At 36.6% G+C, this 25,658-nt stretch carries 31 protein-coding genes and 1 other annotated feature; of the genes, 4 read left to right on the top strand and 27 right to left on the bottom strand.

Translation table 11 applies throughout. The features are described from left to right. Window positions 1–205: 205 nt before the first annotated feature. The 17 genes from M3627_RS03905 to M3627_RS03825 all read right to left on the bottom strand — a co-directional run bounded on the left by M3627_RS03905 (window position 206) and on the right by M3627_RS03825 (window position 13,375). Window positions 206–892, bottom strand: a complete 687-nt coding sequence (locus tag M3627_RS03905) for an ABC transporter ATP-binding protein (protein ID WP_251553003.1) — start codon at window positions 890–892, stop codon at window positions 206–208. Further along, window positions 889–1,701, bottom strand: a complete 813-nt coding sequence (locus tag M3627_RS03900; protein ID WP_251553002.1) for an ABC transporter permease — start codon at window positions 1,699–1,701, stop codon at window positions 889–891. Before M3627_RS03900 ends, M3627_RS03905 begins: the two co-directional genes overlap by 4 nt. Next, window positions 1,701–2,156: a nitrous oxide reductase accessory protein NosL gene (locus M3627_RS03895; protein WP_251553001.1), complete on the bottom strand. Its 456-nt coding sequence runs from the start codon at window positions 2,154–2,156 to the stop codon at window positions 1,701–1,703. Before M3627_RS03895 ends, M3627_RS03900 begins: the two co-directional genes overlap by 1 nt. Further along, window positions 2,153–3,484 (bottom strand): right-handed parallel beta-helix repeat-containing protein, encoded by a 1,332-nt coding sequence (locus tag M3627_RS03890; RefSeq protein ID WP_251553000.1) that lies wholly within the window; start codon window positions 3,482–3,484, stop codon window positions 2,153–2,155. Before M3627_RS03890 ends, M3627_RS03895 begins: the two co-directional genes overlap by 4 nt. Before the next feature lie 9 nt (window positions 3,485–3,493). After that, window positions 3,494–4,165, bottom strand: coding sequence for a nitrous oxide reductase accessory protein NosL (locus M3627_RS03885; protein WP_251552999.1), 672 nt, complete (start codon window positions 4,163–4,165; stop codon window positions 3,494–3,496). A gap of 296 nt (window positions 4,166–4,461) precedes the next feature. Then, window positions 4,462–5,241, bottom strand: a complete 780-nt coding sequence (locus M3627_RS03880; RefSeq protein WP_251552998.1) for a sulfite exporter TauE/SafE family protein — start codon at window positions 5,239–5,241, stop codon at window positions 4,462–4,464. A 61-nt stretch (window positions 5,242–5,302) separates the two neighbouring features. Then, complete coding sequence (locus tag M3627_RS03875; protein ID WP_251552997.1) at window positions 5,303–5,530, bottom strand: sulfurtransferase TusA family protein; 228 nt, start codon at window positions 5,528–5,530, stop codon at window positions 5,303–5,305. A gap of 85 nt (window positions 5,531–5,615) precedes the next feature. Continuing rightward, complete coding sequence (locus tag M3627_RS03870; protein ID WP_251552996.1) at window positions 5,616–6,743, bottom strand: MBL fold metallo-hydrolase; 1,128 nt, start codon at window positions 6,741–6,743, stop codon at window positions 5,616–5,618. Window positions 6,744–6,816: 73 nt separating this feature from the next. Then, complete coding sequence (locus M3627_RS03865; protein ID WP_251552995.1) at window positions 6,817–7,212, bottom strand: DsrE/DsrF/DrsH-like family protein; 396 nt, start codon at window positions 7,210–7,212, stop codon at window positions 6,817–6,819. A 1-nt stretch (window position 7,213) separates the two neighbouring features. Beyond that, a complete protein-coding gene (locus M3627_RS03860; protein WP_251552994.1) occupies window positions 7,214–7,774 on the bottom strand; it encodes a sulfurtransferase TusA family protein in 561 nt (186 codons plus the stop codon). A gap of 54 nt (window positions 7,775–7,828) precedes the next feature. Continuing rightward, window positions 7,829–8,125 (bottom strand): rhodanese-like domain-containing protein, encoded by a 297-nt coding sequence (locus tag M3627_RS03855; protein ID WP_251552993.1) that lies wholly within the window; start codon window positions 8,123–8,125, stop codon window positions 7,829–7,831. Between the two features lie 12 nt (window positions 8,126–8,137). Beyond that, entirely contained in the window at window positions 8,138–8,479 is a 342-nt protein-coding gene (locus M3627_RS03850) for a rhodanese-like domain-containing protein (RefSeq protein ID WP_251552992.1), read from the bottom strand. 10 nt (window positions 8,480–8,489) lie between these two features. Continuing rightward, on the bottom strand, window positions 8,490–8,966 hold the full coding sequence (locus tag M3627_RS03845; protein WP_285841626.1) for a DsrE/DsrF/DrsH-like family protein: 477 nt from the start codon (window positions 8,964–8,966) through the stop codon (window positions 8,490–8,492). Window positions 8,967–9,016: 50 nt separating this feature from the next. Continuing rightward, the gene (locus M3627_RS03840; protein ID WP_251553196.1) at window positions 9,017–9,277 is read right to left on the bottom strand and encodes a metal-sensitive transcriptional regulator; all 261 of its coding nucleotides are present in this window, start codon (window positions 9,275–9,277) and stop codon (window positions 9,017–9,019) included. A gap of 166 nt (window positions 9,278–9,443) precedes the next feature. Next, window positions 9,444–10,475, bottom strand: coding sequence for a TlpA family protein disulfide reductase (locus M3627_RS03835; protein ID WP_251552991.1), 1,032 nt, complete (start codon window positions 10,473–10,475; stop codon window positions 9,444–9,446). Window positions 10,476–10,521: 46 nt separating this feature from the next. After that, complete coding sequence (locus M3627_RS03830; protein ID WP_251552990.1) at window positions 10,522–12,213, bottom strand: FAD-dependent oxidoreductase; 1,692 nt, start codon at window positions 12,211–12,213, stop codon at window positions 10,522–10,524. A gap of 757 nt (window positions 12,214–12,970) precedes the next feature. Then, window positions 12,971–13,375 (bottom strand): VOC family protein, encoded by a 405-nt coding sequence (locus M3627_RS03825; RefSeq protein ID WP_251552989.1) that lies wholly within the window; start codon window positions 13,373–13,375, stop codon window positions 12,971–12,973. Window positions 13,376–13,486: 111 nt separating this feature from the next. On the opposite strand from M3627_RS03825, the gene M3627_RS03820 reads away from it, so the two are divergent. Together M3627_RS03820 and M3627_RS03815 are read left to right on the top strand one after the other, a co-directional pair. Next, window positions 13,487–14,182 carry a Type 1 glutamine amidotransferase-like domain-containing protein gene (locus tag M3627_RS03820; protein WP_251552988.1) on the top strand — a complete coding sequence of 232 codons (696 nt, stop codon included), beginning with the start codon at window positions 13,487–13,489 and terminating at the stop codon, window positions 14,180–14,182. 232 nt (window positions 14,183–14,414) lie between these two features. Beyond that, window positions 14,415–14,579 (top strand): aspartyl-phosphate phosphatase Spo0E family protein, encoded by a 165-nt coding sequence (locus tag M3627_RS03815; protein ID WP_251552987.1) that lies wholly within the window; start codon window positions 14,415–14,417, stop codon window positions 14,577–14,579. A 49-nt stretch (window positions 14,580–14,628) separates the two neighbouring features. Here M3627_RS03815 and M3627_RS03810 read toward each other — a convergent pair whose 3' ends face one another. Continuing rightward, the gene (locus M3627_RS03810; RefSeq protein ID WP_169358206.1) at window positions 14,629–15,381 is read right to left on the bottom strand and encodes an SDR family NAD(P)-dependent oxidoreductase; all 753 of its coding nucleotides are present in this window, start codon (window positions 15,379–15,381) and stop codon (window positions 14,629–14,631) included. Then, on the bottom strand, window positions 15,368–16,312 hold the full coding sequence (locus M3627_RS03805) for an MBL fold metallo-hydrolase (RefSeq protein ID WP_169358205.1): 945 nt from the start codon (window positions 16,310–16,312) through the stop codon (window positions 15,368–15,370). Before M3627_RS03805 ends, M3627_RS03810 begins: the two co-directional genes overlap by 14 nt. A gap of 120 nt (window positions 16,313–16,432) precedes the next feature. Beyond that, window positions 16,433–16,642 (top strand) — a binding site (T-box leader). 267 nt (window positions 16,643–16,909) lie between these two features. Between M3627_RS03805 and proC the strand changes: the two genes are divergently transcribed. After that, window positions 16,910–17,722, top strand: coding sequence for a pyrroline-5-carboxylate reductase (proC, locus tag M3627_RS03800; RefSeq protein ID WP_169358204.1), 813 nt, complete (start codon window positions 16,910–16,912; stop codon window positions 17,720–17,722). 224 nt (window positions 17,723–17,946) lie between these two features. Here proC and rnz read toward each other — a convergent pair whose 3' ends face one another. The 7 genes from rnz to mce form a co-directional block, all read right to left on the bottom strand. After that, window positions 17,947–18,891, bottom strand: a complete 945-nt coding sequence (rnz, locus tag M3627_RS03795) for a ribonuclease Z (protein ID WP_251552986.1) — start codon at window positions 18,889–18,891, stop codon at window positions 17,947–17,949. 180 nt (window positions 18,892–19,071) lie between these two features. Continuing rightward, window positions 19,072–19,932 (bottom strand): YitT family protein, encoded by an 861-nt coding sequence (locus M3627_RS03790; RefSeq protein WP_169358202.1) that lies wholly within the window; start codon window positions 19,930–19,932, stop codon window positions 19,072–19,074. A gap of 37 nt (window positions 19,933–19,969) precedes the next feature. Continuing rightward, window positions 19,970–21,211 (bottom strand): DNA polymerase IV, encoded by a 1,242-nt coding sequence (locus tag M3627_RS03785; RefSeq protein WP_169358201.1) that lies wholly within the window; start codon window positions 21,209–21,211, stop codon window positions 19,970–19,972. A gap of 117 nt (window positions 21,212–21,328) precedes the next feature. Next, complete coding sequence (locus M3627_RS03780) at window positions 21,329–21,817, bottom strand: chemotaxis protein CheW (RefSeq protein ID WP_169358200.1); 489 nt, start codon at window positions 21,815–21,817, stop codon at window positions 21,329–21,331. A 21-nt stretch (window positions 21,818–21,838) separates the two neighbouring features. Continuing rightward, window positions 21,839–22,951, bottom strand: coding sequence for a M20/M25/M40 family metallo-hydrolase (locus tag M3627_RS03775; protein WP_251552985.1), 1,113 nt, complete (start codon window positions 22,949–22,951; stop codon window positions 21,839–21,841). Between the two features lie 16 nt (window positions 22,952–22,967). Continuing rightward, window positions 22,968–24,515 carry an acyl-CoA carboxylase subunit beta gene (locus M3627_RS03770; protein WP_169358198.1) on the bottom strand — a complete coding sequence of 516 codons (1,548 nt, stop codon included), beginning with the start codon at window positions 24,513–24,515 and terminating at the stop codon, window positions 22,968–22,970. A 3-nt stretch (window positions 24,516–24,518) separates the two neighbouring features. Continuing rightward, a complete protein-coding gene (mce, locus tag M3627_RS03765; RefSeq protein ID WP_169358197.1) occupies window positions 24,519–24,929 on the bottom strand; it encodes a methylmalonyl-CoA epimerase in 411 nt (136 codons plus the stop codon). A 130-nt stretch (window positions 24,930–25,059) separates the two neighbouring features. On the opposite strand from mce, the gene prli42 reads away from it, so the two are divergent. Further along, complete coding sequence (gene prli42, locus M3627_RS20750; protein ID WP_151109618.1) at window positions 25,060–25,155, top strand: stressosome-associated protein Prli42; 96 nt, start codon at window positions 25,060–25,062, stop codon at window positions 25,153–25,155. A 60-nt stretch (window positions 25,156–25,215) separates the two neighbouring features. Here the strand turns inward: prli42 and M3627_RS03760 are convergent, their stop codons facing one another. Further along, a complete protein-coding gene (locus M3627_RS03760; protein WP_169358196.1) occupies window positions 25,216–25,656 on the bottom strand; it encodes a BrxA/BrxB family bacilliredoxin in 441 nt (146 codons plus the stop codon). Window positions 25,657–25,658: the final 2 nt, after the last annotated feature.

The raw sequence follows: 25,658 nt of genomic DNA, 5'->3' as shown, positions 1-25,658 counted from the left end.
TAAATTTAATCGAACTTAACTATACATCATTTTATTAAAAAAACGTATATATAACAAAAAATAGATTATTGTATAAATTCCGTAATTAGTTTCCATGTCATACGAACGATTAACTCTTTAAATGATAATCTAAATGAACTCATCAAATTTAAAGGCAAGATAATTCTCATTTTATATTATTAGGACGTCTAGCTGAAAACATTTCCTAGAGCACTACCTTTTGCTCAGTCATTTGAAGCCACAACTGTTCAAGTGTTTGACAATTCCCTCTGTGAAGTAATTGTTGGATTTCACCTGTTGCTAAAATTCGACCATTATGAATTAAAATAACCTGATTGGCAATTTCTTCTGCTAGGCTGAGGAGATGCGTTGAAAAAAGGACTATTTGATTGTTGGCTCTCTCTTCTTCTAGCATTACCTTTAATCTGGCAATCCAGTAAGGATCTAATCCATTAGTCGGCTCATCTAAAATATAGAGTTGGCTATCACCTATCAAGCTCTGCGCTAAGTTTAATCGTTGACGCATACCTTTTGAAAACTGGCCGATTTTTAACCTTTTCACCTCAGATAATCCTACTTTTTCTAGTAACTCCGCTTGTCTTTTTATAGGAACTCTTTTCAAATGTCCAAGAAAACGAATAATTTCCTCTGCGGTTAACGTATCAGGAAATTCAATATCATCTGGCATATAACGAGCGTCAGGAGATTCGCGAATAATGTCACCGCTATCTTGACTTAAAGAATTCGTTAAAATATTTATTATCGTACTTTTACCTGCACCATTTGAACCTACTATCGCTGTAATATCACCAGGCCTCAACGTAAAACTAATATCAAAAATACCTCGATTCTCTTTGAACACCTTCGTTACATTGTGAAGTTGAATCGTCATACTCTCTTACCTCGAATCTTTAAGATAAATGTTGCCATAATGAGAGACCCTATAACCCATAAGCTAGAAATAAGTAAAAAAAAGAAATAACCAGATGGTGTAGAATAAAATTTTGAAATCCCATAAAAGGCAGGACCTAGTACGGCTGTTTGCTCAGAAAAGACAAAGTATCCGTAGCGAATCCATTCAAGTGGATTAATATGAATTATTAAGATAACTAGCTTATGTAGTAAGTTTTCTGAAGAAAACGTACCTATTGCCATAATGATATAAGAAAATAATAGACTGACTATGGACCAAACCCCTAGTCCCATAGCTAGTGCATGTAGACGGCTTTTTGCTAAACAGCCTAAAAGAACACTTAATCCATTGAAAATGAACAAAATAAGCAAAGTGATACTAATTGCAAATAGAGGCAACTTCAGACCCCCAAAGAAACTACCTACAAAAAATGCTACTGCAAACACAAAAAGAATAATCCCAGCAAACACTAAGCAAAGAGCAATATATTTTGTCGTCACATATTGTCTCATTGTTAATGGATATGTTCTAAGTAGCCCTAACCAGCCCGACTCATTGTCACTCGCTATGTTCATACTTCCAATTGTCAACATAAAAAGAGGCAGTAGAAACAGTAAAATATTTAAAAGAGAAGCCGTTTGACGTGTAAATCCATCCGTTTCAGGTAAGGCTAAATGTTGAATCATCAAGATTGCTGTGAAAACGATTGCAAACAAAATTGTAACAATTTGAATCCATTTACTACGTAAAAGCTGCTTACATTCGAGAAATACCATTTGAATGCTCATTAGTGTTCATGTACTCCCCATTTAAATGTTAGTAGTTCTTTGTAAGAAACAAGCTCACCTGGTTGCTTGACCATATACTCATTAGCTTCATCAAGTGAACTAAATGCAAGTACCCCATAATTCATCGGTGTCCAATATTCCTTTGAATAGACATAGAATGCTTCTTCAATATCCAACCATTTTGAAGTATTATTATCTTTAATATACCCTGCACCTATTTTTCCCTCATCGCTTTGCACAACATACTCCATTAAACAACCTAAATCGTCAAACACAATATAATCCCCGTTTTTCAGTACGACCTGTGCTGTAAAATCCATATGCGTTATGCTCATATTGCAAATAAAACAGACATCCGTTTCAGGGTTTATTTTTCTAGGATCATACGTTTGTTCACTACACGCTGTTAAAATTAAAATTGATAATATAAATGTAACTAGTTTTAATAATTTCACTTTAATTTTCTCCTTACGATAAACGCTCCAATTATTAAGGAGCTACTTGTCAGCAGCTGCCAAATGTGAATCTTTAAATCTAAGTTGATCTGATTTTTAAGCATGGTCGGTTGTTCGTCTACAACCACAAGCATATTATTCCCTGTAACTTCCGTATCCATCATATTTAATGTCACAACACTTGGAGATTCCATGAAGTATTGATAGACAGGTTTTCGTACCATCCACTGACCAAATGAGTTTGTCGCAATGTACGGGGTATCCCCTATGCCATCACCGTCATAATCTTTTCCGTTATAGTCGTCATAATAATTACTTTTTAATTGGATTCCTTGTTGATCTGTACGTGCAGCTAGTATATTTCCGTGAAATTCGTTACGATGGACTAATACATCTCCAGATTGCCTTACTTGCAGTACCGTGCCGTTAGTTGAAAATAAGTTTCGTGTAATATTCATTTCACGTGCATTCTGTACATCCATTGCCGTCGTATTTTCATTTAGTTTGTTATTTTCAAATATGACATTCCTTACGTCATATACATAGACACCTAAACTATTTAATGTATTATTTCTAGCCACGATATTATTGAAAATCTGGACATTTTCAGCAATCATCACCATAAAACCAGTCATATTATTAAACACTTCATTGTTCAACAATTCTACATCTTCGCCATACATTATGTGCATCGCATACCGACTATTTTGGATAAGATTTTCGGAAAGTACAATGTCGCTTACACTTTCTAGATAAAAACCATCCATCATCCCATCAATATAACTGTCAATAGCTTCAATTTTTTTAGATTTATAAATAGCAATAGCATGTCCTTTTGTTGAAAAATGTCCATTATTACCAATTATATTTACATGTTCTAGCCTAATATTTTCACTATTTGTTATTTTAATACCTTGTTTAGATTCTTCAATTTGTATATTCTTTAAAGATAAATTTTTTACATTATCTGCAAAGATCGATATATCCTCTGCTTGAAAAACAATATTATTCACTTCCACATTTTCAGTATCTGAAATCGTTAGAACTGTTGATATGGAATGAATTTCAGTACCTTCCACTCCCTCAATTGTGATCGGCTTTGATATTACTAATGATCCTCGATAAACTCTTCCTTCTAATAAAAGAGTACCACCAGATTCAGTATTATCTATTAGCTTTTGCAACCGGCTTTTTACATTTTTTTCTGATTTTTCTACTTGTGAAGCGGTACTTAATCCCAGCGGATGTTTTGGTCCAGCATTAGAATGAGTTGGGATGAATGTCAGTACGAATATAAAACAACAAATAGTGAAAACAAACTTCCTCATTTGCCTGCACTACTCATGAGATTTGTCTTGTGGAGTATTTTGGTTAGATTCATCTGTCATAGAATTTTCGGTATTTATATGTTCATGTTGACCATGAGTATGATCAGTACTGTTCATTTTCTTTTTCTTATGACGTTCAATAGCTTGAATTTGAATCTCATCAAGAGTAGCTATTGCAGAATGCTCATGCTCGTCTATATATGCATTTGCATCCTCTTCAAATTTAAAGAAAATGTACCCCCAGTTCATTGGCGATTTCAAATCAGTTTTAACAGCATAAGCCTCGTCTGTGCTAATCCATTTTAGTGTATGGTAATCCCGTACAAATTTTTCATTTACTACGTTATAGACATACTCATCATTTAATAAACAACCAATGTCATCATAAAAAACTATTTCGCCATTTTCTCGAATAGCTTGTGCAGAGAACACCCCTTGTTCACTCTCTCTCGTATATACCTTCATACTACACATATAACAAGTCGTATCCTCAGTCGGTTCTTGTAAACGTTCATCGACTGCCCATTCAGTCTCTTCAGCTATAGAGACTTTTTTTTCTGTTGCCTTATTTTCTGACACTGTATTTGTAGCTTCTTCTTTTTTTGTTGTTACTATATCTGAAACATCTCCACAAGCGTATAAAGATAATGCTAAAGGTGCTAAAAATAATAACTTTTTCATTGATTTACCTCTCTTTATGCATATTTTTATTTCATGAGTTTTGAAGAAAAATGTATTTGTTTTACAACAGAGGATGGGTTAACTTTTATAGTGAAGAGACAAATAAGCCATCACAACAACTGGGTTTGTGATGACCTATCTACCTTGCACTTTTTTCATTGAAGATGTAATTAGCTAATAGGACGTGCTATGAATGATGAGTGATAAATAATAATCTAATTTGAGCAACTTTCTGATGTTTATGGAAATTGGTATATCTATTCTGAGTCTTTTTAGAAAGCGAAGTTCCTAAATAGCTATTGCAAAATATCAATCCAAATTTTAATTGCAGTTGCACCAATCATAATAGCTAGCAGCCATTGTAAAATTTTCACGTTCATTTTTTGACCTATTTTTGCCCCTAGTGGTGCTGCGATGATACTTGCGATAATCATAATAAACGCAGGCCAGTACTCAATTTGACCAGTCATAATTTTACCTACACTACCTCCAATAGAAGAAATAAAGGTGATGGCTAGACTGGTTGCAATAGTAACACGTGTTGGTATTTTTAAAACCGTAAGCATAATTGGCACGAGTAAAAAGCCGCCCGCTGCTCCGACAATCCCCGATCCAACTCCAACAATAAGCGCTAGACTACTTGCAAGAACTTTATTGAATGAAATATTACTGTTTTCTTCTACAGTTTTACGCGGGATAAACATCATAACTGCAGCAATAATAGCTAGTGTTCCGTACACAATATTAACAGCATCTTCAGATAAAAATCCTGAACCGTAACTACCAATAAAGCTTCCGAGTAAGATTGCTCCACCCATGTAAATGATCAATTGCTTATGGAGCAGCCCACTTTTTCGATATGCCCAAACACCTGCAATAGAAGCGAAGAATACTTGAATAGCACTAATTCCTGATACTTCATGTGCAGAAAATGCTACCAGTCCGAATAGTGGTGGAACGTATAATAGCAAGGGGTATTTAATGATGGAGCCCCCAACTCCTAGCATGCCCGAAACAAATGAACCTATAAAGCCAAGGGCAAAAATAACAATTATAAAAGTAATGGAAAAATCCATAATGTCCCTTCTTTCTGTAAAAAAAACGAGTAGAAGCATATTCTACTCGCTATTTATACTGTTAAGCTTTCTGAATGTAGAAGAATAATACACCGTCTTCTTCTTTTTGTTCAACAATTGTATGCCCGCCAGCTGCTGCCCAAGCTGTGAAGTCATTTAAAGCACCTTTATCCGTAGCAAGTACTTCTAGTACTTCACCCGAATTAATCGTATCAATTGTCTTTTTCGTACGTACGATTGGCATTGGACATGCTAATCCTTTTGCATCTAATGTTTTTGTAATGTTCATGTTATATTCCTCTTCTCGAATAATTTTTTGTAAGTGACTTTATAAACTTATCCTCATGAGACAAGTATATGAAAAATTGTTTATATTAACGTACCGCACAACGGTTTGGACCGATTTCCATTTCCGTTTGTTCTTCATCACTTGGTGTAACTTTCCCCATATTCACGTGACGAATTTCCTGATATGCATTTGGTTGAGGTGGTAAGTTATCCGTTACCATTGAACGGAATACTTCCTCATCCTCCACATTCAACCCATGATTTTCTGCAAAAAGATCTCCTAAACGTTTTGCCACTGTACCATTTTCGTTTAATTCTTCAATAATCATAAAGTGTGCTGGTAATACGATTAAATCTTCCGCTAAAGAGCGATAACGAGAATATAATGTTTCACGTAAATCTGCTACCCAATCTTCTGCAAGGCCGGCTAAATCTGGACGGCCAATAGAGTCGATAAATAGAATATCCCCGGTCAATAAGTACTTTTCATCAATCACAAAGGACGTTGAGCCAATCGTGTGGCCTGGTGAGTAAAGTGCACCTACTTCAATTTTTGATGAACCGAGCTGGACAGCTAACCCGTCTGTCAAAGGTGTATAGTCAAATACAACCTCTTCTGCATCCTTCGGTGGTAAGTAATAGGTTGCTCCAGTTTCAGCAGCGATGTGACGTCCACCGGAAATATGGTCTGCGTGTAAATGTGTATCAAATACATGCTTAATTTCTACACCTTTTTCCTGTGCAAATTTTGTAAATACTTCTGTGAAACGGACTGCATCTATTAGCGCTGCCTCACCTTCAGAAATTGCCATGTAAGATAAGCAACCTTTTCCTAAACGTACGAATTGATATAACTCCCCACCATTTGCAAGATCTCCTACTTTAATTGGCTCTAAATACATAGACCAGGATTTCATCCCACCGGCTAAATAAGCAACTTCACGACCAGCATCCGACAGCATTTCAGCAATCATAATAGAAGAGCCTTCCTTAGCACATACTACTAAAACATCTTTGTCAGCAGGAATTTGCTCTAGTATCTCTTCTACACCATCCAAAAGATCAAAATATGGAATATTTAAATACTCAAATTTATGTCCTTCAATTTTCCAATCTTCAAATGCATCCGTATTACGGACGTCTAAAATAAATAAATCTTTATTATCAATTACTCTGCGAGCTACATCAGCAGCTGACCATATATTTACTGTCATATAAAGTACCCCCATAGGTATAATTTTATTTAAATTTTTTAGGTCGGAAGGGAATCTCCCTCCCCGTACCTAATTAAAAAGTTAAAGTTGGTGATGCTTCTTTCGCGAATTCTAAAAACGTAACCGCTCCACCTACATCGATACCGTCTACAAAATCATTTTTTGTTAAACCCATAACATCCATTGTCATTTGGCAAGCAATAAATTTCACACCTAGCTCTTGAGCCATTTCAACTAATTGAGGAATTGCTGGTACTTGTGCATTAGCAAAGCCTTCAGCAAAATGCTCTTTGCCTACTGGCATTTCAAGAGCGTGCATACCTTGCTTATGGATTAGGTTCAAGCCTTCAAAAGTAAAGAAAATTGCTACTTCCTTATCAGAAGCTGCCGCTGCTGTTGCGATGTTAAATACTTTATATGCATCAAATAAACCGCCGTTTGATGCAATGATTGCTACTTTGTTTGACATATTATTCTACCTCTTTCTGTAATTCGCCTTCATATCCAGACATACCTGGTAAGACATTATATATATTTTTAAAGCCTGATTGAGCTAATTGCTGAGCGGCCAAATCAGACCGTGTACCCGTACGACAAATAACATAAATAGTTTGATCTTTATCTAATTCATTTAAACGGTTTGTTAACTCACCCATTGGGATGGATTTAGCACCAGGTATATGTCCAAACCCGTATTCTGCAGCTTCACGTACGTCTAAGATTAAGCCATCGCCAGCAATTGCTTCTTCATTTGAAACAGTTTGTTCAAATGATTTTTCTTGTTGCTCGCTAAGTTCCGGGTTGCATTTTCGTATATAATGATAAAACACACCATTTTCTTCATGAGAACCAATGTATTGGTGACCTACTGTTTTTGACCAAGCTGCTAAATCCGCGACAGAGCCTTTATCTGTAGCTTGGATTTCTAAAACTTGACCTTCTTCTACATCGTTCATTGCTTTTTTAGTTTTTACTATTGGCATTGGGCAAGCTAAGCCCTTTGCATCTAATTTCACATCTGATTTAAACATTTGTTACCTCCACCTATACCGGTTAGGGTATAAATTATTTTTTTTAAATGTAACTTATTTAACTTCGCCATTCCATTCAAGCATTCCGCCAGACATATTCGTCACATCAAAACCTTGAGATTCTAAAAACGTTGTTGCTTGGCCACTGCGACCACCTGAACGGCAAACCATAATGTACGGTTTAGTTTTATCTAATTCGTGTAAACGAAATTCTAACAAGTTTAGTGGTATATGGATGATGCCAGGGATATGGCCTGCCTCAACTTCAGAAACCTCACGCACGTCAATTAAATTTAAATCTTCCCCTGCTTGTAACTTTTGTTGTACTTCCTCTGGTAAAATTGTTTTCATGTTAATATCCTCCTAATATGCACTCATGCCACCACGGACATTCGTTACTTTAGTAAATCCCAATTTTTTTAATTGTTTACACGCTTGACTTGAGCGCATTCCACTTTGACAGATTACAATGATTTCCTTGTCTTTTGGTAACTTCGAAAGATCAGAACCAAGTGGTATATTTTTAAACTGGGGTATATTTCGTGATTTAAATTCACCTTTTGTTCTTACATCGACAAATACTTTATCCTTATCGTTAATCATTTGTTTTAACTGACCCGTAGATATATTTTGGATACCTTTTGTCGGCTTAAAGCGCCATATTAAAAATACTGCTACGACTGCTATGATAAGTATTGTTTCCATATGTCACCTCTTATATGAATAAGTTTACATTGCCATTTTCTGCATCTGCTAAATAAGCTGCAACACCTGCATATTGAATACCATCTAAAAGCTCTTCTTTTTGAAGGCCAAGTAAATCCATTGTCATCGTACAAGTTACTATTTTAATATCTTGCTCTTGAGCCATCTCCACAAGCTGTGTTAGCGTTAATGCATTGTGCTTTTTCATCACATGCTTGATCATTTTTGGTCCCATTCCTAGCATCTGCATTTTTGATAAACCGAGCTTTTCTGCACCTCGAGGCATCATCTTTGCAAACATTTTTTCTAGAAATCCTTTTTTTACATCAACTGGTTCTTGTTTACGTAACGCATTAATTCCCCAAAACGTGTGAAAAATAGTTACTTCGTGGTCATAAGCTGCTGCACCATTTGCAATAATATAGGCAGCCATTGCCTTGTCATAATCTCCACTAAATAAAACGATTGTTGTCCTTTTCTTTTCCATAAATATCTCCTTACCCGTATAGGTATTTTTTATTTTAAAAATAAAAAGTCTTATCGACTTTTTACTAATAGATCAACTGCTTGCTTTACCATTGCATTTTTATCAAGTGTTTCTTCACTTTCTTTAGATAAACACTCAACTAAATTATCTGTGACAATAACACCAATTGTACGATCTACAGCAGAACGAACAGCACTTAGTTGTGTAATTACATCTTTACAATCTTTTTCTTCTTCCATCATGCGTAGTATACCTCTAAGCTGGCCTTCTACTTTTTTCATTCTGGCTGTAACCTTCGCATCGTATTGCATCATCTCACCTCATTTAATCTAAATTTGTTCTAAACACATAATACTACCCCATAGGGTATATGTCAATACAAAAGATTAAATGCTTTGAATCTCATTTGCGAGAAACAGAATATGAAGGTCATTAAAGGATCTAGGGTGACCACTTCCTATCATTTGATGAGATAAATCATCTATACTTGTTTGTTAGATTTCGTAAGGCTTCTTCACTTACTGGTCCTATAATCCGTTCAAGCTCTTGCCCGTCCTTATTGAGAAGTACCGTAGTGGGTATTGAAACAATATTATAGGACCTACCAAATCGATCCTCTTCATCTAACAAAATAGGATACGTCACTTCATATGTTGCCATAAACTCTGCTAACGCTTTCGGACCATTATCACGGTCAGTCAAATTAACCCCAATCAGCTCCACTTGATCTGGTAAGTCTTCAGAAAAACTTTGTAAGTGAGGCATTTCTGCCTGACATGGTGGGCACCAGGTTGCAAAGAAATTTACGACTGTCAGCATCTGATCCTTCTCAGATAAATTATATTTATCATTTGTGGTAGTCTCTAAATCGATTGACTCTCTGGGCGTTGTAGAAATGGTTATGCGCAAATCGCTTAATGTCATGGCCATTAAGCTAAGCACACCAATTAATGCGATATGCTGATAACCTTTACTTCTTAAAATCGAAGAAAGAATGACTAATAAATGAGCAATGACTAGCTCATCAAGCCACCCACCTAACCACAAAAGGAATGGCCATTGAGCTAGTAATATCCAATGTTTCCATTTTCGTTCTAGTAAGAGTAATAGCGCTATCCAAATAAGCGCAATAAGCCATTGCTCCATTAATATAGAACTAGCTAATTGATGGGCTGTTATAAAGCGTGCCCAATACTTTAACAGCACCTCCCAATCAATTTCCTTTCGGTATTTTATAAGTACAATCATCATGACAAGAAAGGCTAAAATACTTCCTTTTAATCCGCCATCAAAATAGAGTATTGACATAGGTGCTTGTACAAAACTTTCCCAGGCAAAAATGATATAACTTAGTTTCCAGATTAAAACGTAAACCCAAAAAAGACGACTGATTATTTTATCAGTAATTTCATCTTTATTTTTATTTCTAAAATCGCTGTAGAGAATTGCTATAAAAAATGCAATCCAAGAAATGGGGATAGAAAATTGTCCCAAAGTTATATAAGTCATAAACATCTCCTGTCAATATAAGTTATATCACTCTCTCCCAATGCTATTATTTAAAATTATATTCCGTTACGATTGGTTCACGACCTTGCTGCTGGTCATTAAAATATTCATATAGGCTGATTCCTAGATAGGAGCCTGAAATATTATATACATGATCATAACCATTATGCTCTAATGCCATGACAGCATTATAACTGCGCTGCGCGGAGCGACAATGTACATAAACAGGGATACCTTTCGGAATCTCATGCATCCGTTCACGTAACTGACTCAAAGGAATATTCTTGGCCCCCTTCAGTGCACCTTTTTCAAATTCATTGGGCTCTCTCACATCTACAATAAATGCTCCCGATTCAACTAATGCACGTACTTCACTCACACGTACTTGTTTAAAACGTCCTGCCATAATATTCGTTGCCACAAGTGCCGCTAAATTCACGACATCTTTTGCTGTAGAGAACATAGGAGAATAAGAAAGCTCTAAGTCTTTTAAGTCTTCAATTGTCCCATTCATGGTAATAAGAGTTGCAATCACATCAATACGCTTATCTGCATTACCTTTTCCAATAGCTTGCGCACCCACAACACGTCCTGTAGGCACTTCATAAATCAATTTAAAATGTAATGGATTGCTCGAGGGCATCAGTCCAACTTTATCTGAGGCAATTACGTATACAGCATCCACTGGTATACCAATTTCTTTCGCAGTACGTTCATTTAATCCTGTAGCTGCTGCTGCAAAATCAAACACCTGAATACTTGTAGAACCAATTACACCTTTATTCATATTAGGAATACCATAAATATGATCTGCAGCTGCACGTGCTTGACGCTGTGCTGGTCCCGCTAATGCTAAACGAGTTGGTTTATTCATTAGGCGATGATAAACTTCGATTGCGTCTCCAACAGCATAGATATTTGAATCATTCGTTTGATAATTTTGATTTACTTTAATTGCTCCAGTTTCACCAATCTCAAGTTCTGCGTCAACCGCCAGAGATGTCTCTGGACGAACACCAATTGCCAATACTACGATATCCGCTTCAATCACTTTGCCAGAACTTAAAGTAATTGAGGACAAATTAATTTCAGCTAAACCATCGTCGACAACTAACTCAATACCCTGATCCATCATTTCTTTATGCAATATTTGTACCATATCTTCATCGAATGGTTTGAGAATCTGAGTTCCATGTTCAACTAATGCAACATCACGTCCAGCTAATCGAAGGTTTTCAGCCACCTCTACACCTATAAACCCACCACCAATAATCGCAATTTTTTTTGCGTCTTTTTGGACAATCGCATTTTGCAACCGTTCAATATCTACTACATTACGCACCGTAAATACATGTGGTAAATCGGTTCCTGGTAGTTTCGGTACAATCGGACTCGCACCTGGCGATAAAATTAACTTATCGTATGATTCAGTAGACAGCTCACCTGTTATCACATTTTTTATCGTAACAGTTTTGTCATCACGGTTTATTGAAACGACTTCGTTGTTAACTCGTGCATCAATATTATATTTCGATTCAAACGAATCTGGCGTCATCATTAGTAGACGCTTACTATCTTCCACGATTCCGCTTAAATGAAATGGTAAGGAACAATTTGAAAAAGATACATGCGGACCTTTTTCAAACATAACAATATGTGCTTGCTCATCTAAACGTCGAATTCTGGCAGCTGCTGAAGCTCCACCAGCCACACCACCAATAACCACGATTTTCTTCATCCATATTACCTCCATACGATTATTTATATCATTAGCTAGGGTTTCAAGAATCTTTAAATTTGAAAAACGCGATGCTATTGTCATCACGCATTGCTTATGTATGCCAGTTATAATAACATCTACTACTGCAATCCCTACATAAGGAATGTTCTAAAAAATCAAGTATATAGTTTAATTTCATTTACTTTCATCCTTTACATTATACCCCTATAGGTATAATGTCAATGAAAAACTATTCTTTAAATAAAATCTATTGCTCATAGATAATTCTACAGCATTACTAAACCAAAATAACTTATATGTATAATGAATTCCCCAAGACCAGTAGTCGTCATACGCTGTTCACATTGCTTAAATACTATGATAATATTTAAATGTCTAAAAATTCTAATTACACGACTAGTATTCTTAAATATAAATACATTCGTCTCAAAGATGTGCGGTGTTAGTAGGAGCGTCCTTTTGTATATAAAATTGAAGAGACCGGGACATACCTAATCAATAAATTAAAAGAAGTCAAATAAGCAACTTGACTTCACGTCTTTATTATTATAGGTAACTTATTTTTTAATAAAATTTCTCTATTATTGTTGTTTGGAGAGAAGGCGGCGACTCCTGGGGGAACAGCACGAGCTGAAAGCCCCGCAGGAGCAAAGCGACGAGGAGATTGAAGCCGTGCCCCCGGAAAGCGTCCGCTGGAACGGAAAACAACTATGCTTTATTTCAAAGCCTCTTCATTTGCAATCTATTTAATATGTCAGATTCCTGAATCGTTCATGAGAACCCCTCTCCACCCGTCTGGATCTTCAAATGTAACCCCATTCTTCTCCCAATATGGATTTTCTGATGAGACAGTAGGGTATCCCATATCAATTAATTGATTTACAAGAGTGTCTAGAATGTATTTTTGAGGTATATAAAATACGAGTAAATTATCCTTAGACGGACTAGGACATGGAGAAACGTCCTTATGAGCAGTAAATTCTAAGTGGTACAACTTGTTTGGCAAACCAATCATCACCCCATCGTAGCCGTCATGATCCTTGAAGCTTCCAATTATTTTTAATCCTAAGCCTTTATGGTAAAAATCAACAACCTGACTTAACTTATCAGTAGGTCTTGCAATTCTTATTTGAGCTATGCTATTTTGCCAATCATTCATCTCACTGTCCCCTTTTCCATAAATTGTATCATGTAATATAAAATCCTTACTTCCACCATTAGAATGAACTTATGTAGAACAATAACTATTAACCATAGAAGGAGTGTTTAAATGAGACAAATTATTGCAATGGGCGGTGGTGGTTTCTCCATGGAGCCCGACAATCCACTGTTAGACCAATACATATTAGGGCAAGCAAAGAAGCAATCACCTAAGGTTTGCTTTATACCAACTGCAAGTGGGGATCAAGATAACTACACAAACCGTTTTTACGAATCTTTTAATAAGCTAGAGTGCTCGACTTCTCATCTTTCCTTATTCGAGCCCAACTTTAGTGACTTGGAAGCGTTTATTTTGGAGCAGGATATTCTGTATGTCGGTGGAGGAAATACTCGAAATATGTTAGTGCTTTGGCAGGAATGGGGACTAGATTCTATTCTTTTAAAAGCATATAAAAAAGAAATTATTTTAGCAGGTCTTAGTGCAGGTTCTATCTGCTGGTTTGAGGAAGGACTGACCGATCCATTAAATGGTCCGTTATATAAGCTTGACTGTCTTGGAATTTTAAAAGGAAGTAATTGTCCACACTACGATGGAGAAAGTAAAAGAAGACCAGCTTATAAAGAAATGATTGCTGAAAACAAAATGAAACTTGGTTATGCAGTAGAAGATGGAGTTGCCTTACATTTCGTGGATGAGCAATTACATATGTCCGTTAGTTCTCGTATTGACCGTAAAGCGTATTTTGTCAATAGCATGGAGTATGCAGTTCAAGAACTCGAAATAAGTACTAAGTACCTAGGTTAATAATAGCTATATACATGAATCTTAAAATACTAGTCAAATTCTCTTTCTTAGAGTTTAAGGAAGCAACATTTCTACTACATAGATGCATAAATACAATAAAAAAATAAAAAATATTTTAGTTTCCTCCACAGTTTGACAAATTTTTCATTAATGATACTTTACAATAAAAAAAGTTCATCATTATACCAAGAAACCATTACAGTAAAAATCTGTTAAACGGAGGAAAATATCAGTGGAAACCAAGTGGCATGAAACATCTTTATTGATCTTAATAACTAGTAAAAGAAATGATATGTACAAAAAAGCAAAAAGTCTCGGGTTTACTCATCCTGTTGTAGTAGCATGTAGCCAAGAGCTCGATCAACTACTGAATGTTTATCAAGGAAAAGTATCTTGATCATACAAAAAACCAATCAACTATTGCTTTGCATTGATTGGTTTTTTCGTTATTTTTTATTGAAAAAGCTTTTACCTAGTAATTCAACGGTTTTGGGAAAAACAGCATATAACTTACTAGTGAAACTCATATAAAAAGGTAAATCTACCTCTCTAACAGGCTTATCAATGACTTTCTTAATAGCATCTACGACATTTTGAGGAGAAAGCAAATGTTTGCTCATTTTCTCACGGTAGCCCCCTGTTTGGTCTGCTAAATCTAAAAATGGAGTATCTATCGGACCAGGATTAATAGTGCTCACTTGAATACCATATTCCTTTAATTCCATTCGAGCTGCATTTGCAAACCCAATGATTGCATGCTTAGATGCTGCATAAGCAGAAGCCTTAGGTGTGGCAACCTTACCTGCCTGTGATGCTACAAAAATAAAATGTCCTGTATTTCTCTCTTTCATCAGCTTAGCAAAATAGTTGGTGAGCATAATAGGTGCTTTTACATTCACACTCAGCATTTGATCTATCTGTTCTTCCGTTAAATCTGTTAGATAAGCAAAGGTACCCACTCCTGCGTTTAATATGACAACATCTGGAGTTTCCACCTTCTCAAAGAGATTTTCATAAGCCGTTTCTTTCGTTAAATCAGCAACAAGGACATGGACTCCTTGCTTTTCCAGCTGACCTAGGGCATTAATATTTCTCCCTGTTGCATAAACCTGATGACCATCCTTATGCAGTTGTAGCGCCAGCATAAATCCTATACCACTTGTGGCACCAGTAATGAGAATCCTCTTACGCTTGTTCATATAAAAGAATCCCTTCATCTGTCCGCTTTTCTTGAATGAGATCTTCGTCCATTAAATAATCTATTTGACCGATTGTTTCAGATAATGTCAAACCAAGCTCTTTTTCGTAGACCTTTGGAAACAACCTCTGAGTTAGTTCAAAAATAGTCTTTTCCCCATCCTTCATCATTTCAAGAACATGTAATGCTCTCTCCCGTTGTCTTACTAAACGAGAAGATATTAAATCAGCGACTCCAAATACCTCATTTCCATGGCCACTGTATACCTTTTGAATGCCCAATGCTTGCACTCTTTTTAACGCTTCATTATACTGAAGCATCGATTTTGGGCGAGGTGCGGATTTGTCCAACGGTGGTTCTATTAATGGATTAGAAGAAATTTTTTCAAGGATTAAATCCCCACCAATTAACACCCCATTTTGTTCGTCCCATAAGGAAATATGACTCTGCGCATGACCCAAAGTTTCTAAAACCTGCATATCTGGATGACCTGGTATGGCATCTCCTTCCTTCAACACCGCATCTAATGAACGATTACCGATGAAGTTTAATGGTCTTCTCATTTTTTCAATCCATTTTAAGTATTGTTTAGGAACACCTTCCTCGACCAGACATTTATAATAAAATTCATCATGATAAGATAAAAATGCTTGGTCTTTTCTTAGCCACACTTGGTTATATTCATGTCCTAGAATCCGGGCTTTTTCAAACGCCTCGATCCAACCCGAATGATCAGGATGATGATGACTAAGGATGACTTGTTCTATATCATCGAGTTCATAACCTGCTTCGTTTATACCATTTTTTAAAGCTACTAGTGCTTGTTCTGTTTTTGGTCCTGCATCTACTAGAGTAAGTACGTCTCCTTTTATAAGGTATGCATTAACATCCCCTACAGCAAAAGGCGTCGGAATAATTATCTTATGTATCATCTTTGTGTTTCTCCTTTACATGAATGACTATTCATTTATTTTACAGGTTAATAAGTTAGGAGTCACTAAATTAGATTGACTTTTTATAAAATGACCTCTATAATTTCATTAATTCAGATAATTCTTGCTATGAAGAAGACTAGTACATATATGATGGAGTAAAGAGAGTGAAATGCCTGCTGAAAATTTCATCTCCCTCTCATATAAGGAACCTGCTTCGGAGCAACTATGTAAACATAGTCGTGACCTTCGCGATAAGAAGGAAAAAGATGTGCTATTTTATAGCAAACTTAGGTGGTACCGCGGAAATCAAACGTTTTCGTCCTTATTTAATATAGGGACGGGAGCGTTTTTTTATATTCAAAACTAGGGGTGAGTTGATGGAAGACTTCCAAAATATGATACATGTACTGGATATGGAATTCCCTATTCAAAGCAATAAGAAGGATTCTTTTTTATCCTCTTACTCCCCATATGATATAACTCGTTGTTGATCATTGAAAGGATATTTAGATGATAATTTAATGTTATCTAATGTTTGCTTATTATTACGAAAAGAAAATTATAGATAAAACTTACTTGAAGGAGGATAAACGTATGACTAATATAGTTTTTGTAGGGGCTGGCTCCATGGCTGAAGCTATTATCCACGGCTTATTGGAGGAAAATAAAGTTTCTCCGGATTCCATTTGTGTGATGAATAAATCAGATCAGAAACACCTTCAGTATTTACAATCTAAGTACCAAATCGATATTATGTGCTCAGAAAAGCTTGCTCTGCAAAAAGCTGACATTGTATTTCTTGCTATGAAACCAAAAGATGCCATAGACGCTTGCAAAGATATCTCTTTATATATAAATAAGACGGCTACAATTGTATCTGTCATTGCGGGTGTTTCCATCCAAACAATAGAGTCGTACCTTGGAGAGCGACCAATTGCACGTGTTATGCCTAACACCTCTGCCTCTGTTGGTTTGAGTGCTTCTGCCCTTTGCTGTAATGACAAAATAAATGATTTATCTAAAAAGGTAATAATAAACTTATTAGAATCAATAGGAACTGTCATGCTAGTAGAAGAGGAGGATATGCATGTAGTAACTGCCCTGTCCGGAAGCGGACCAGCGTATCTATACTATTTTGCTGAACAATTTGAAGCAGCGGCTGTTTTGCACGGGCTAAGTAAGGAAGATGCCCGTCAATTGTTCTTTCAAACGATGAAGGGGGCAGCGCATATGCTTATGAACGGCAGTGTGGAGCCTGCTGAGCTTAGAAGAAAGGTTACGAGTCCAGGAGGTACAACAGAGGCAGGCATTGAGCAGCTCATGTCACACAAGGTCGACGAGGCTATTTTTGCATGCATAGATGCTGCTCAGCAAAAATCACGTATACTTGGGAAACAGTATGAATAGGCAATCAGACGAATATCTGTAAGAAACCATCCCTAAATCCTATATTAGAACAAAACTTGGAAAAACTAGTTCATAAATATAAAACAGTGAAATCCTCAATTTGATTTCACTGTTTTATTTCTATATGAATCCTGCTGAATTTTCGTAAGACGACATCTAACCATTCTAATTGTTTGAGGCAGTACCTCCTAGCTATTATTGTAACGGGAATTCTGACCCGCCATTTAGTTTTCCAATTTTTCTAATTGACCGTTTATATAATTGAACTCATTAAAATCATCTGCAATATAAATAGGGAAATTATAGGAAGAAACTTGATTTAGCAAGGTTTTTAAATCCTCTGCCATGAAACGAGCACTTATATGGTTGACTATTAAATTTTTAGCTCCAGCACTTTCACAGACATTTGCAGCATCAGTAATTGTCGAATGCCCATATTCTCTGGCAAGCTCCTCCGTCCCAGTGTCGAAGGTACCCTCATGTATTAATATATCTGAGTCCTTTGCTAAAAGAATAGAATTTTCGCAATGTCTCGTGTCACCTAAAATGGTAACCTTAAACCCATTTTTGGGTTGTCCTGTTACATCAGAGCTCTTGACTGTTTTCCCATCTGGTAATATAACATCCTCACCGGATTTTAATAGCCTTAATAATGGACCTCTTGGAACCCCTAGAGCATCCGCCTTCTCGATTAGTAACTCAGGAGGAAGTTGCTTTTGGGTTACACGATACCCATAACAAGGAATAACATGCTCAAGCATTCTTGCTTCTACAATAAACTGTTCATCCTCAAAGATTATTCCCTCTTCTATCTCTACGATTTGAAGAGGATATTTTAATCGAGTTTGGGACGTAGATAAAGTAACTTCTAACCAATCTTTTACACCCTTTGGACCGTATATAGTTAGCTGCTCGTCGCCAGCTAGAAAAGACCTAGAGCCTAGCAGCCCTGGCAAACCATAAATGTGATCTCCATGCAAATGAGTGATAAATATTTTTTCTAGTTTTCTCGGTTTAATAGTTGTTCGAAGAATTTGATGCTGGGTTGCTTCCCCACAATCAAACATCCAATAAGTCCCTCTTTCCTCCAGTAGCTTTAAAATCATTGAGCTTGTGTTACGTTGCTTAGAGGGCATACCTGCTCCGGTACCTAAAAACAAAATTTGCATATATATCCAACTTCCTTATTTTATATAATCTTCGTTATATATCATTTTAACATTATGAGCGCTTGGGACAATAGTATGTTCATGATTAGCACTTATACAAACATGCTATTGTTTCCTGAAATATTTATCGTAACCTAAAAAACCGTTAAATGAGTTTTAAACTCATTTAACGGTTTTTGATTAATGAATGTCACGCTTTTTGAAACTGCCACCGCGAACCTCAGCTACATCGGTAATTACTACAAATGCACTTGGATCCTTTTCTTTAATAATTGTAATTAGTTTGTTTTCTTCCATTCGAGTAATGACACACGTAACAATGTCAATTGTTTCGTTGGTAAATCCGCCTCTTCCATTCGAATAGGTTACCCCTCGACCAAGTCTATCCTGAATAGCTGCTCCAATTTCCTCTGAATGCTTACTAACAATCCTAGCAGATTTGGATTTTTCAAGACCTACTTGAATAACGTCAATGACTATTTTAGCAATATAATAAGTAGTAGCCGAATACAGTGCACTCTCTAGACCATATATGAACCCTGCACCAACAAAGATAAATGCATTTATAAATAATATAATATCTCCCACTGAAAATGGTACTTTACGTGAAACTAGAACGGCGAGTACCTCTGCTCCATCAAGTGCACCACCGTTACGAAGTACAATACCAATACCTACCCCAAGCATTACACCACCGGATAATACTACAAGTAACGGGTCTTCCGCACTTAAAATCGGATTAATATGATGTAACAAAACAGTGGAGACTGATAATGCGGCGATACCAATGATACTAAATAAAGCAAACGTCTTACCAACCTGTTTATAACCTAAATAAATAAAAGGAATGTTTAAGACAAATAGTAGGATTCCTAATGGGATTTCAAATAAATAATTCCCCATGATACTGACACCTGTCACTCCGCCGTCAATTACAGAGTTTGGGATTAATACAGCTTCTAGTGCATAGGCAGCAATCACAGCGCCTATAATTATCATAATAATTCGACCTATCGTTTCTGGTGTTTTTGTTTTCTTCATCTACTCGTAAAACCCCTGTTCTTATTAAATTGATTTTTTATCTTTCGTGGTCATCTAAAAAGTCTTTACTAAAACTTGTTTTAGATTCAAAAGAAGGCTTTTTATCCAACTTAATACCTCTTTTAATAATCCCTGCTCCAAATTTTGTTTGAAGCTGTTCCACAAGCTTTAATATTGGCTCCTCTTTTGCATGCTCTTCATAGTTAAAAATAGATAATTGCTCTACTGATTCTCCCTTATCAAATACATTGTTAACTGTGACGCCAAGCAGTCGAATAGGCTCGCTATTCCAAGCTGATTCAAATAATTGAAAGGCTAGCTGAAATATTTCATCCTCTTTAAAGAGGCGATTAGTTACAGTCTTACTTCTCGTTTTATTTTTCCAACTAGCATCCCGAATATGTATTGTGATAGAACGTCCAGCGAGGTTTTTAGATTCTAACCGTGATGCGACTTTCCCAGATAGTCTTCTGAGTACTTTTTGAAGCTCATCCATATTTGTTTCATCATATGGTAATGTAGTAGAATTACCTACGCTTTTTGTTTCAAAAATAGATTCTGGATTTACTTCACGATCGTCTATGCCATGAGAACGATTATATAACCTAGCACCAGCTTTACCTAGCTTTGATTTTAAAATTTCAGGATTGGCACTAGCTATATTTCCAATGGTTATAATACCCAATGATTCTAGTTTTTTAGAGGTGCTTTCCCCAACGCCATGCATTTCGATTACTGGTAAGTGCCATAGTTGTTGTGAGACCTCTCGTTTTCTCAGCACAGTAATACCCATCGGCTTTTTCATATTGGAGGCTGTCTTAGCTAAGAATTTATTAGGAGCAATGCCAATAGAGCAAGGTAAATCTAACTCTCGCAATATTCTTTGTTGAATGGATTTTGCAAATCCTACTGCATCATTTTGTATATCAACATCGGTTAAATCTATATAGCCTTCATCAATAGAGACAGGCTCTACCATTGGAGTATAAGACCGTAAAATATCAAACATTGCTTTTGAGGCGGCTCTATAACTTTCAAAATTAGGAGGCAATAAAATTAGTTCCGGGCATTTTCTTTTAGCCTCCCATACTGACATGGTTGTATAAATGCCCCTTGCTCTTGCCTCGTAGGAGCATGTTACTAATATTCCTCTACGTTCCTTCGGATTCCCAGCGACTGCGATTGGCTTACCTTTTAAAGAAGGGTTATGTGCTTGTTCTACAGATGCATAAAAGCTATTCATGTCTAAGTGAAAAATGATTCTGTTTCGTTTAGTCAAGTCTCTTCACCTCTTCTACATCTTTAACTCCTTCAAAATAAAAAGGGAAAAAAGGTAGCCATTTAATAGCTACCTTCCACTGTCCAATCGTAAAACAGAACTTACCCATGTCTAATATTATATACTACTTACTTCAAGGTTTCCTTTATTGTCTTCTAAATAAGATTGTATGTCTTGTATGCCTTCTAATGAACGGACTAAAATAGAAGGGTCTATAATTGTAATCATTCTATCTTCAAGATTAGCAATATTCGTGAAATATTTTGTCTTAGAATAATTCATAATACCCAGCTGTTTTAAAGATTCAGAAGGGATATCTAAAATCTCCTTTGCCTCTTTTACAAGAATACCAACTGACATTTCTTCCGTATGCATCGTAACAACACGGGCATTAGCATTCATAAGACCACTCTGATTATATAGAATCTGTTCAAAATCAATTATAGGCACAAGCTCTCCTCTAATTTTCATCAATCCTATCAAATAAGTCGGTAAATGAGGGATAGGATTAACTTTTTCTAGCTTTTCGATAGAAACTACATGATCAATAGATACTGCATATTCTTCATTTCCGGATTGAAACACAACTACCTTTTGAGAAGACATGGATTAAAACCTCCTGGTGCATTATTCTGCGGCAACCTTTACGATTTCTACAAGTAAATCTGCTAGTTTTTCAAGTTCCTCCACTGGCATTCTTTCATTTGTGGTATGGATTTCCTCATAACCGACTGAAAGAATTACTGTTGGTACACCAAAGCCAGCTATTACATTGGCATCGCTACCACCACCGCTTGTTTTTATATCGGCTTTTCTTCCTATATTTTCAACCGCACGCTTTGCAACCTGTACGACTTGATGATTTTCTTCAAAACGGAAGCCTGGATACATTAATTTAGTTTCCGTAGTAGCTGTTCCACCGAATTGCTCTGCTTTTTCTGCAAATGTATTTACCATATGCTCAACCTGTGCATCTAGCTTTTCTTTATCGATAGAACGAGCCTCTGATAAAATATGAACAGTATCGCAAACAATATTTGTTGCCTGACCACCCTCGAAGCGACCTATATTAGCAGTTGTTTCATAATCTATTCTACCTAATTTCATAGCTGCGATTCCTTTAGCAGCTAATGTAATCGCTGAAACACCTTTTTCAGGAGCAACACCGGCATGCGCAGTTTTTCCAGTAATGGTAGTCCAAAGCTTTGCTTGATAAGGTGCTGCAGTAACAATACCGCCTACTTCTCCATCACTGTCTATAGCATAACCGTAAGTTGCAGTTAGCAAGGAAGGGTCCATTTCCTTAGCTCCAACTAGGCCACTTTCTTCTCCAGCAGTTATGACCACTTGTATATCTCCATGCTCGATGGACTGCTCTTTTAAACGACGTATTGCTTCGAATAATGCTGCAATCCCTGCTTTATCATCAGCACCTAGTATAGTGGTACCATCTGAGTAAATATAGCCATCCTCTTTAATAACTGGTTGGATTCCCTTACCTGGCACAACCGTATCCATGTGAGTAGTAAAGTAGATGCTATCTGCCGAAGACTTATTTCCCTTCAAGGTAGCGATTAAATTACCAGCTCCATGTCCATTTCTCTGTGCTGAGTCATCTTCCAGAACTGAAAAACCGAGCTGCTCGAGCTTATTCTTTAAAATTGGTGCAATAACTTGCTCATGCTTTGTTTCAGAATCTATCTTCACTAATTCAAAAAATTCTTCTATTAAACGATTCATCTTGTAAAAGACTCCTTTATAATGGGATATTCCCATGCTTTTTCTTAGGTCTAGTTTCTTTCTTGTTACGCATCATCTCTAGTCCTTGGATTAACTTGATGCGAGTCTCTCTCGGATCAATAACATCATCTACCATCCCCATGGAAGCTGCTACATATGGATTCGCAAATTTTTCACGATACTCTTCAATCTTTTCAGCACGAACCTGTTCAGGATTATCGCTAGAGGCAATTTCTCGAGCAAAAATAATATTTGCTGCTCCCTGTGGCCCCATAACCGCAATTTCGGCATTTGGCCAAGCAAAAACTAGATCTGCCCCGATAGATTTAGAGTTAAGCGCCACATATGCTCCACCATATGCTTTACGTAAAATAACAGTCATCTTTGGAACTGTAGCTTCCGAATAAGCGAATAAAATCTTTGCACCGTGTCGTATAATACCACCATGCTCTTGTTTTATCCCTGGGAAGAAGCCAGTCACATCTTCAAACGTGATTAAGGGAATATTGAAGGAATCACAGAAGCGAATGAACCTAGCTGCCTTATCAGACGAGTCGATATCGAGTCCACCAGCCATAACTTTCGGTTGGTTACAGATTAATCCTACAACCTCTCCTTTAATACGAGCCAAGCCTACTACTATATTCTTTGCAAACTCTTTATGAACCTCCATAAATGAATCCTTGTCAACGACCTGATCGATTACTTTACGAATATCATATGGACGAATTGCTTCAAAAGGTACGATGTCTGCTAAATCTGGGCGGTCATCATCTTCTTCTAATGGCTCTAGAACTGGTGGTTTTTCCTCAAAGCTTTGTGGAAGGTAGCTCAATAGCTGTCTTACACTTTGTAAAACTTCTTCTTCTGTTTTACCGCGGAAGTGTGCATTACCACTAATCGTATTATGTACTTTAGAACCTCCAAGATCTTCTGAAGATATCTTCTCTCCTGTAACTGTTTCAATTACCTTAGGTCCTGTAATAAACATTTGGCTTGTTTCATCTGTCATAAACACAAAGTCTGTAATAGCTGGGGAGTAAACCGCTCCACCCGCACAAGGTCCGAGAATTACAGATATTTGTGGAATAACACCGGAGTAGATAGCATTACGGTAGAAAATTTGTCCATATCCATCTAAAGAAACAACGCCTTCTTGAATACGTGCACCGCCTGAATCATTTAAACCTATAAACGGAGCACCGTTTTTAGCAGCCAAGTCCATCACGTTGGAAATTTTAAGTGCGTGCATCTCTCCTAGAGCCCCGCCGAAAACAGTAAAGTCTTGTGAAAATAGGTATATAGCTCGACCATTTACTTTTCCGTATCCTGTAACAACACCATCTCCTGGCCCCTCTTGCTTGTCCATGCCAAAGTCAACCGTACGATGTTTTATAAATGGATTCAACTCAACAAAAGATCCTTCATCTACTAGCAGTTCAATTCTTTCTCTAGCAGTCAGCTTCCCTTTTTCATGCTGTTTTTCTATTCTTTCGTCTCCTCCACCTAATTCCACTTTACGTTTACGGTCATATAGATCATTAATTTTTTCGTAGATATCCATTAGTTATTTCGCTCCCCTTGATTTATCGCATAGTTCATATAAAACTCCACCAGAAGATTTAGGGTGAATGAAAGCAACCTCAGCCCCTCCTGCCCCAATTTTAGGAGTCTCTTGTATTAAACGAACTCCCTTTTCCTTTAACTCATCTAGTCGCTCCTGAATGTTTTTCACTCCGAATGCGACATGATGAATTCCTTCACCCTTTTTTTCGATGAAGGCGTGAATGGTACTAGTCTCATCAATTGGTTCCAGTAACTCTAGTTTGACATTTCCGCTGTCGATAAAAGCTACTCTTACTTTTTCGGATTCTACTTCCTCAATATGTATAAGTTTCAAGCCTAAAATTTCAGTATAGTATGGTAAAGAGTTTTCTAAGCTTTTTACAGCAATTCCGATATGGTCTACCTTTTCCATTGTTTGCACATCCTCTATTGTTTGACTATTCACTATACTATTGTACATATATTACAAAAAAAAATCTCTACCTCTTGTGCATTTTTTCAATTTTGATAAAATAGGAGTACAAGCAAAAGGAGAGAATTTAATGCGCAATCAAACATTTCGTAAGATTATTGTATATCTCATGATATTTGTCATGGTAATGTCCACATTATTGTTCGGTCTAAGCTTCGTATTATAGGAAATAAATGAATGTAAAAACAGCGGGTAGCAATTTATGCTTCCGCTGTTTTTTTGTAGACTATACTTCCTCGCAATACTCTTCGAATAAACCTTGAAGATGTGTAATGACTGAGGTTGGGGCATGCCCTTCAATTTCATGACGACCTATTTCTGCTACTACTTGTCCATCTTTTAACATTACAAATGATGGGGATGAAGGCAAATGATCATCTCCGAACATATTACGGGCTTGTTGTGTAGCTAATTTGTCTTGACCAGCAAATACAGTGACTAAATGATCAGGACGTTTGTCATAATGCACAGCATTTGCAGCTGCAGGACGAGCGATGCCGCCAGCACATCCACAAACAGAGTTGATCATTACTAGAGTTGTACCTTTTCTAGCGAAAGCAGCTTCTACTTCTTCCGGAGTAGTTAATTGTTCATAGCCACTGTTTTCCATTTCACTACGCGCTTGTATAATCATATCGTTCATTAATAAGTTAAAATCCATATTCATTT

The organism is Psychrobacillus sp. MER TA 171 (assembly GCF_023713305.1).
GTDB lineage: Bacteria > Bacillota > Bacilli > Bacillales_A > Planococcaceae > Psychrobacillus.
The sequence above is the reverse complement of the archived record's forward strand: the minus strand, read 5'-3'. Positions and strand labels throughout refer to the sequence as shown.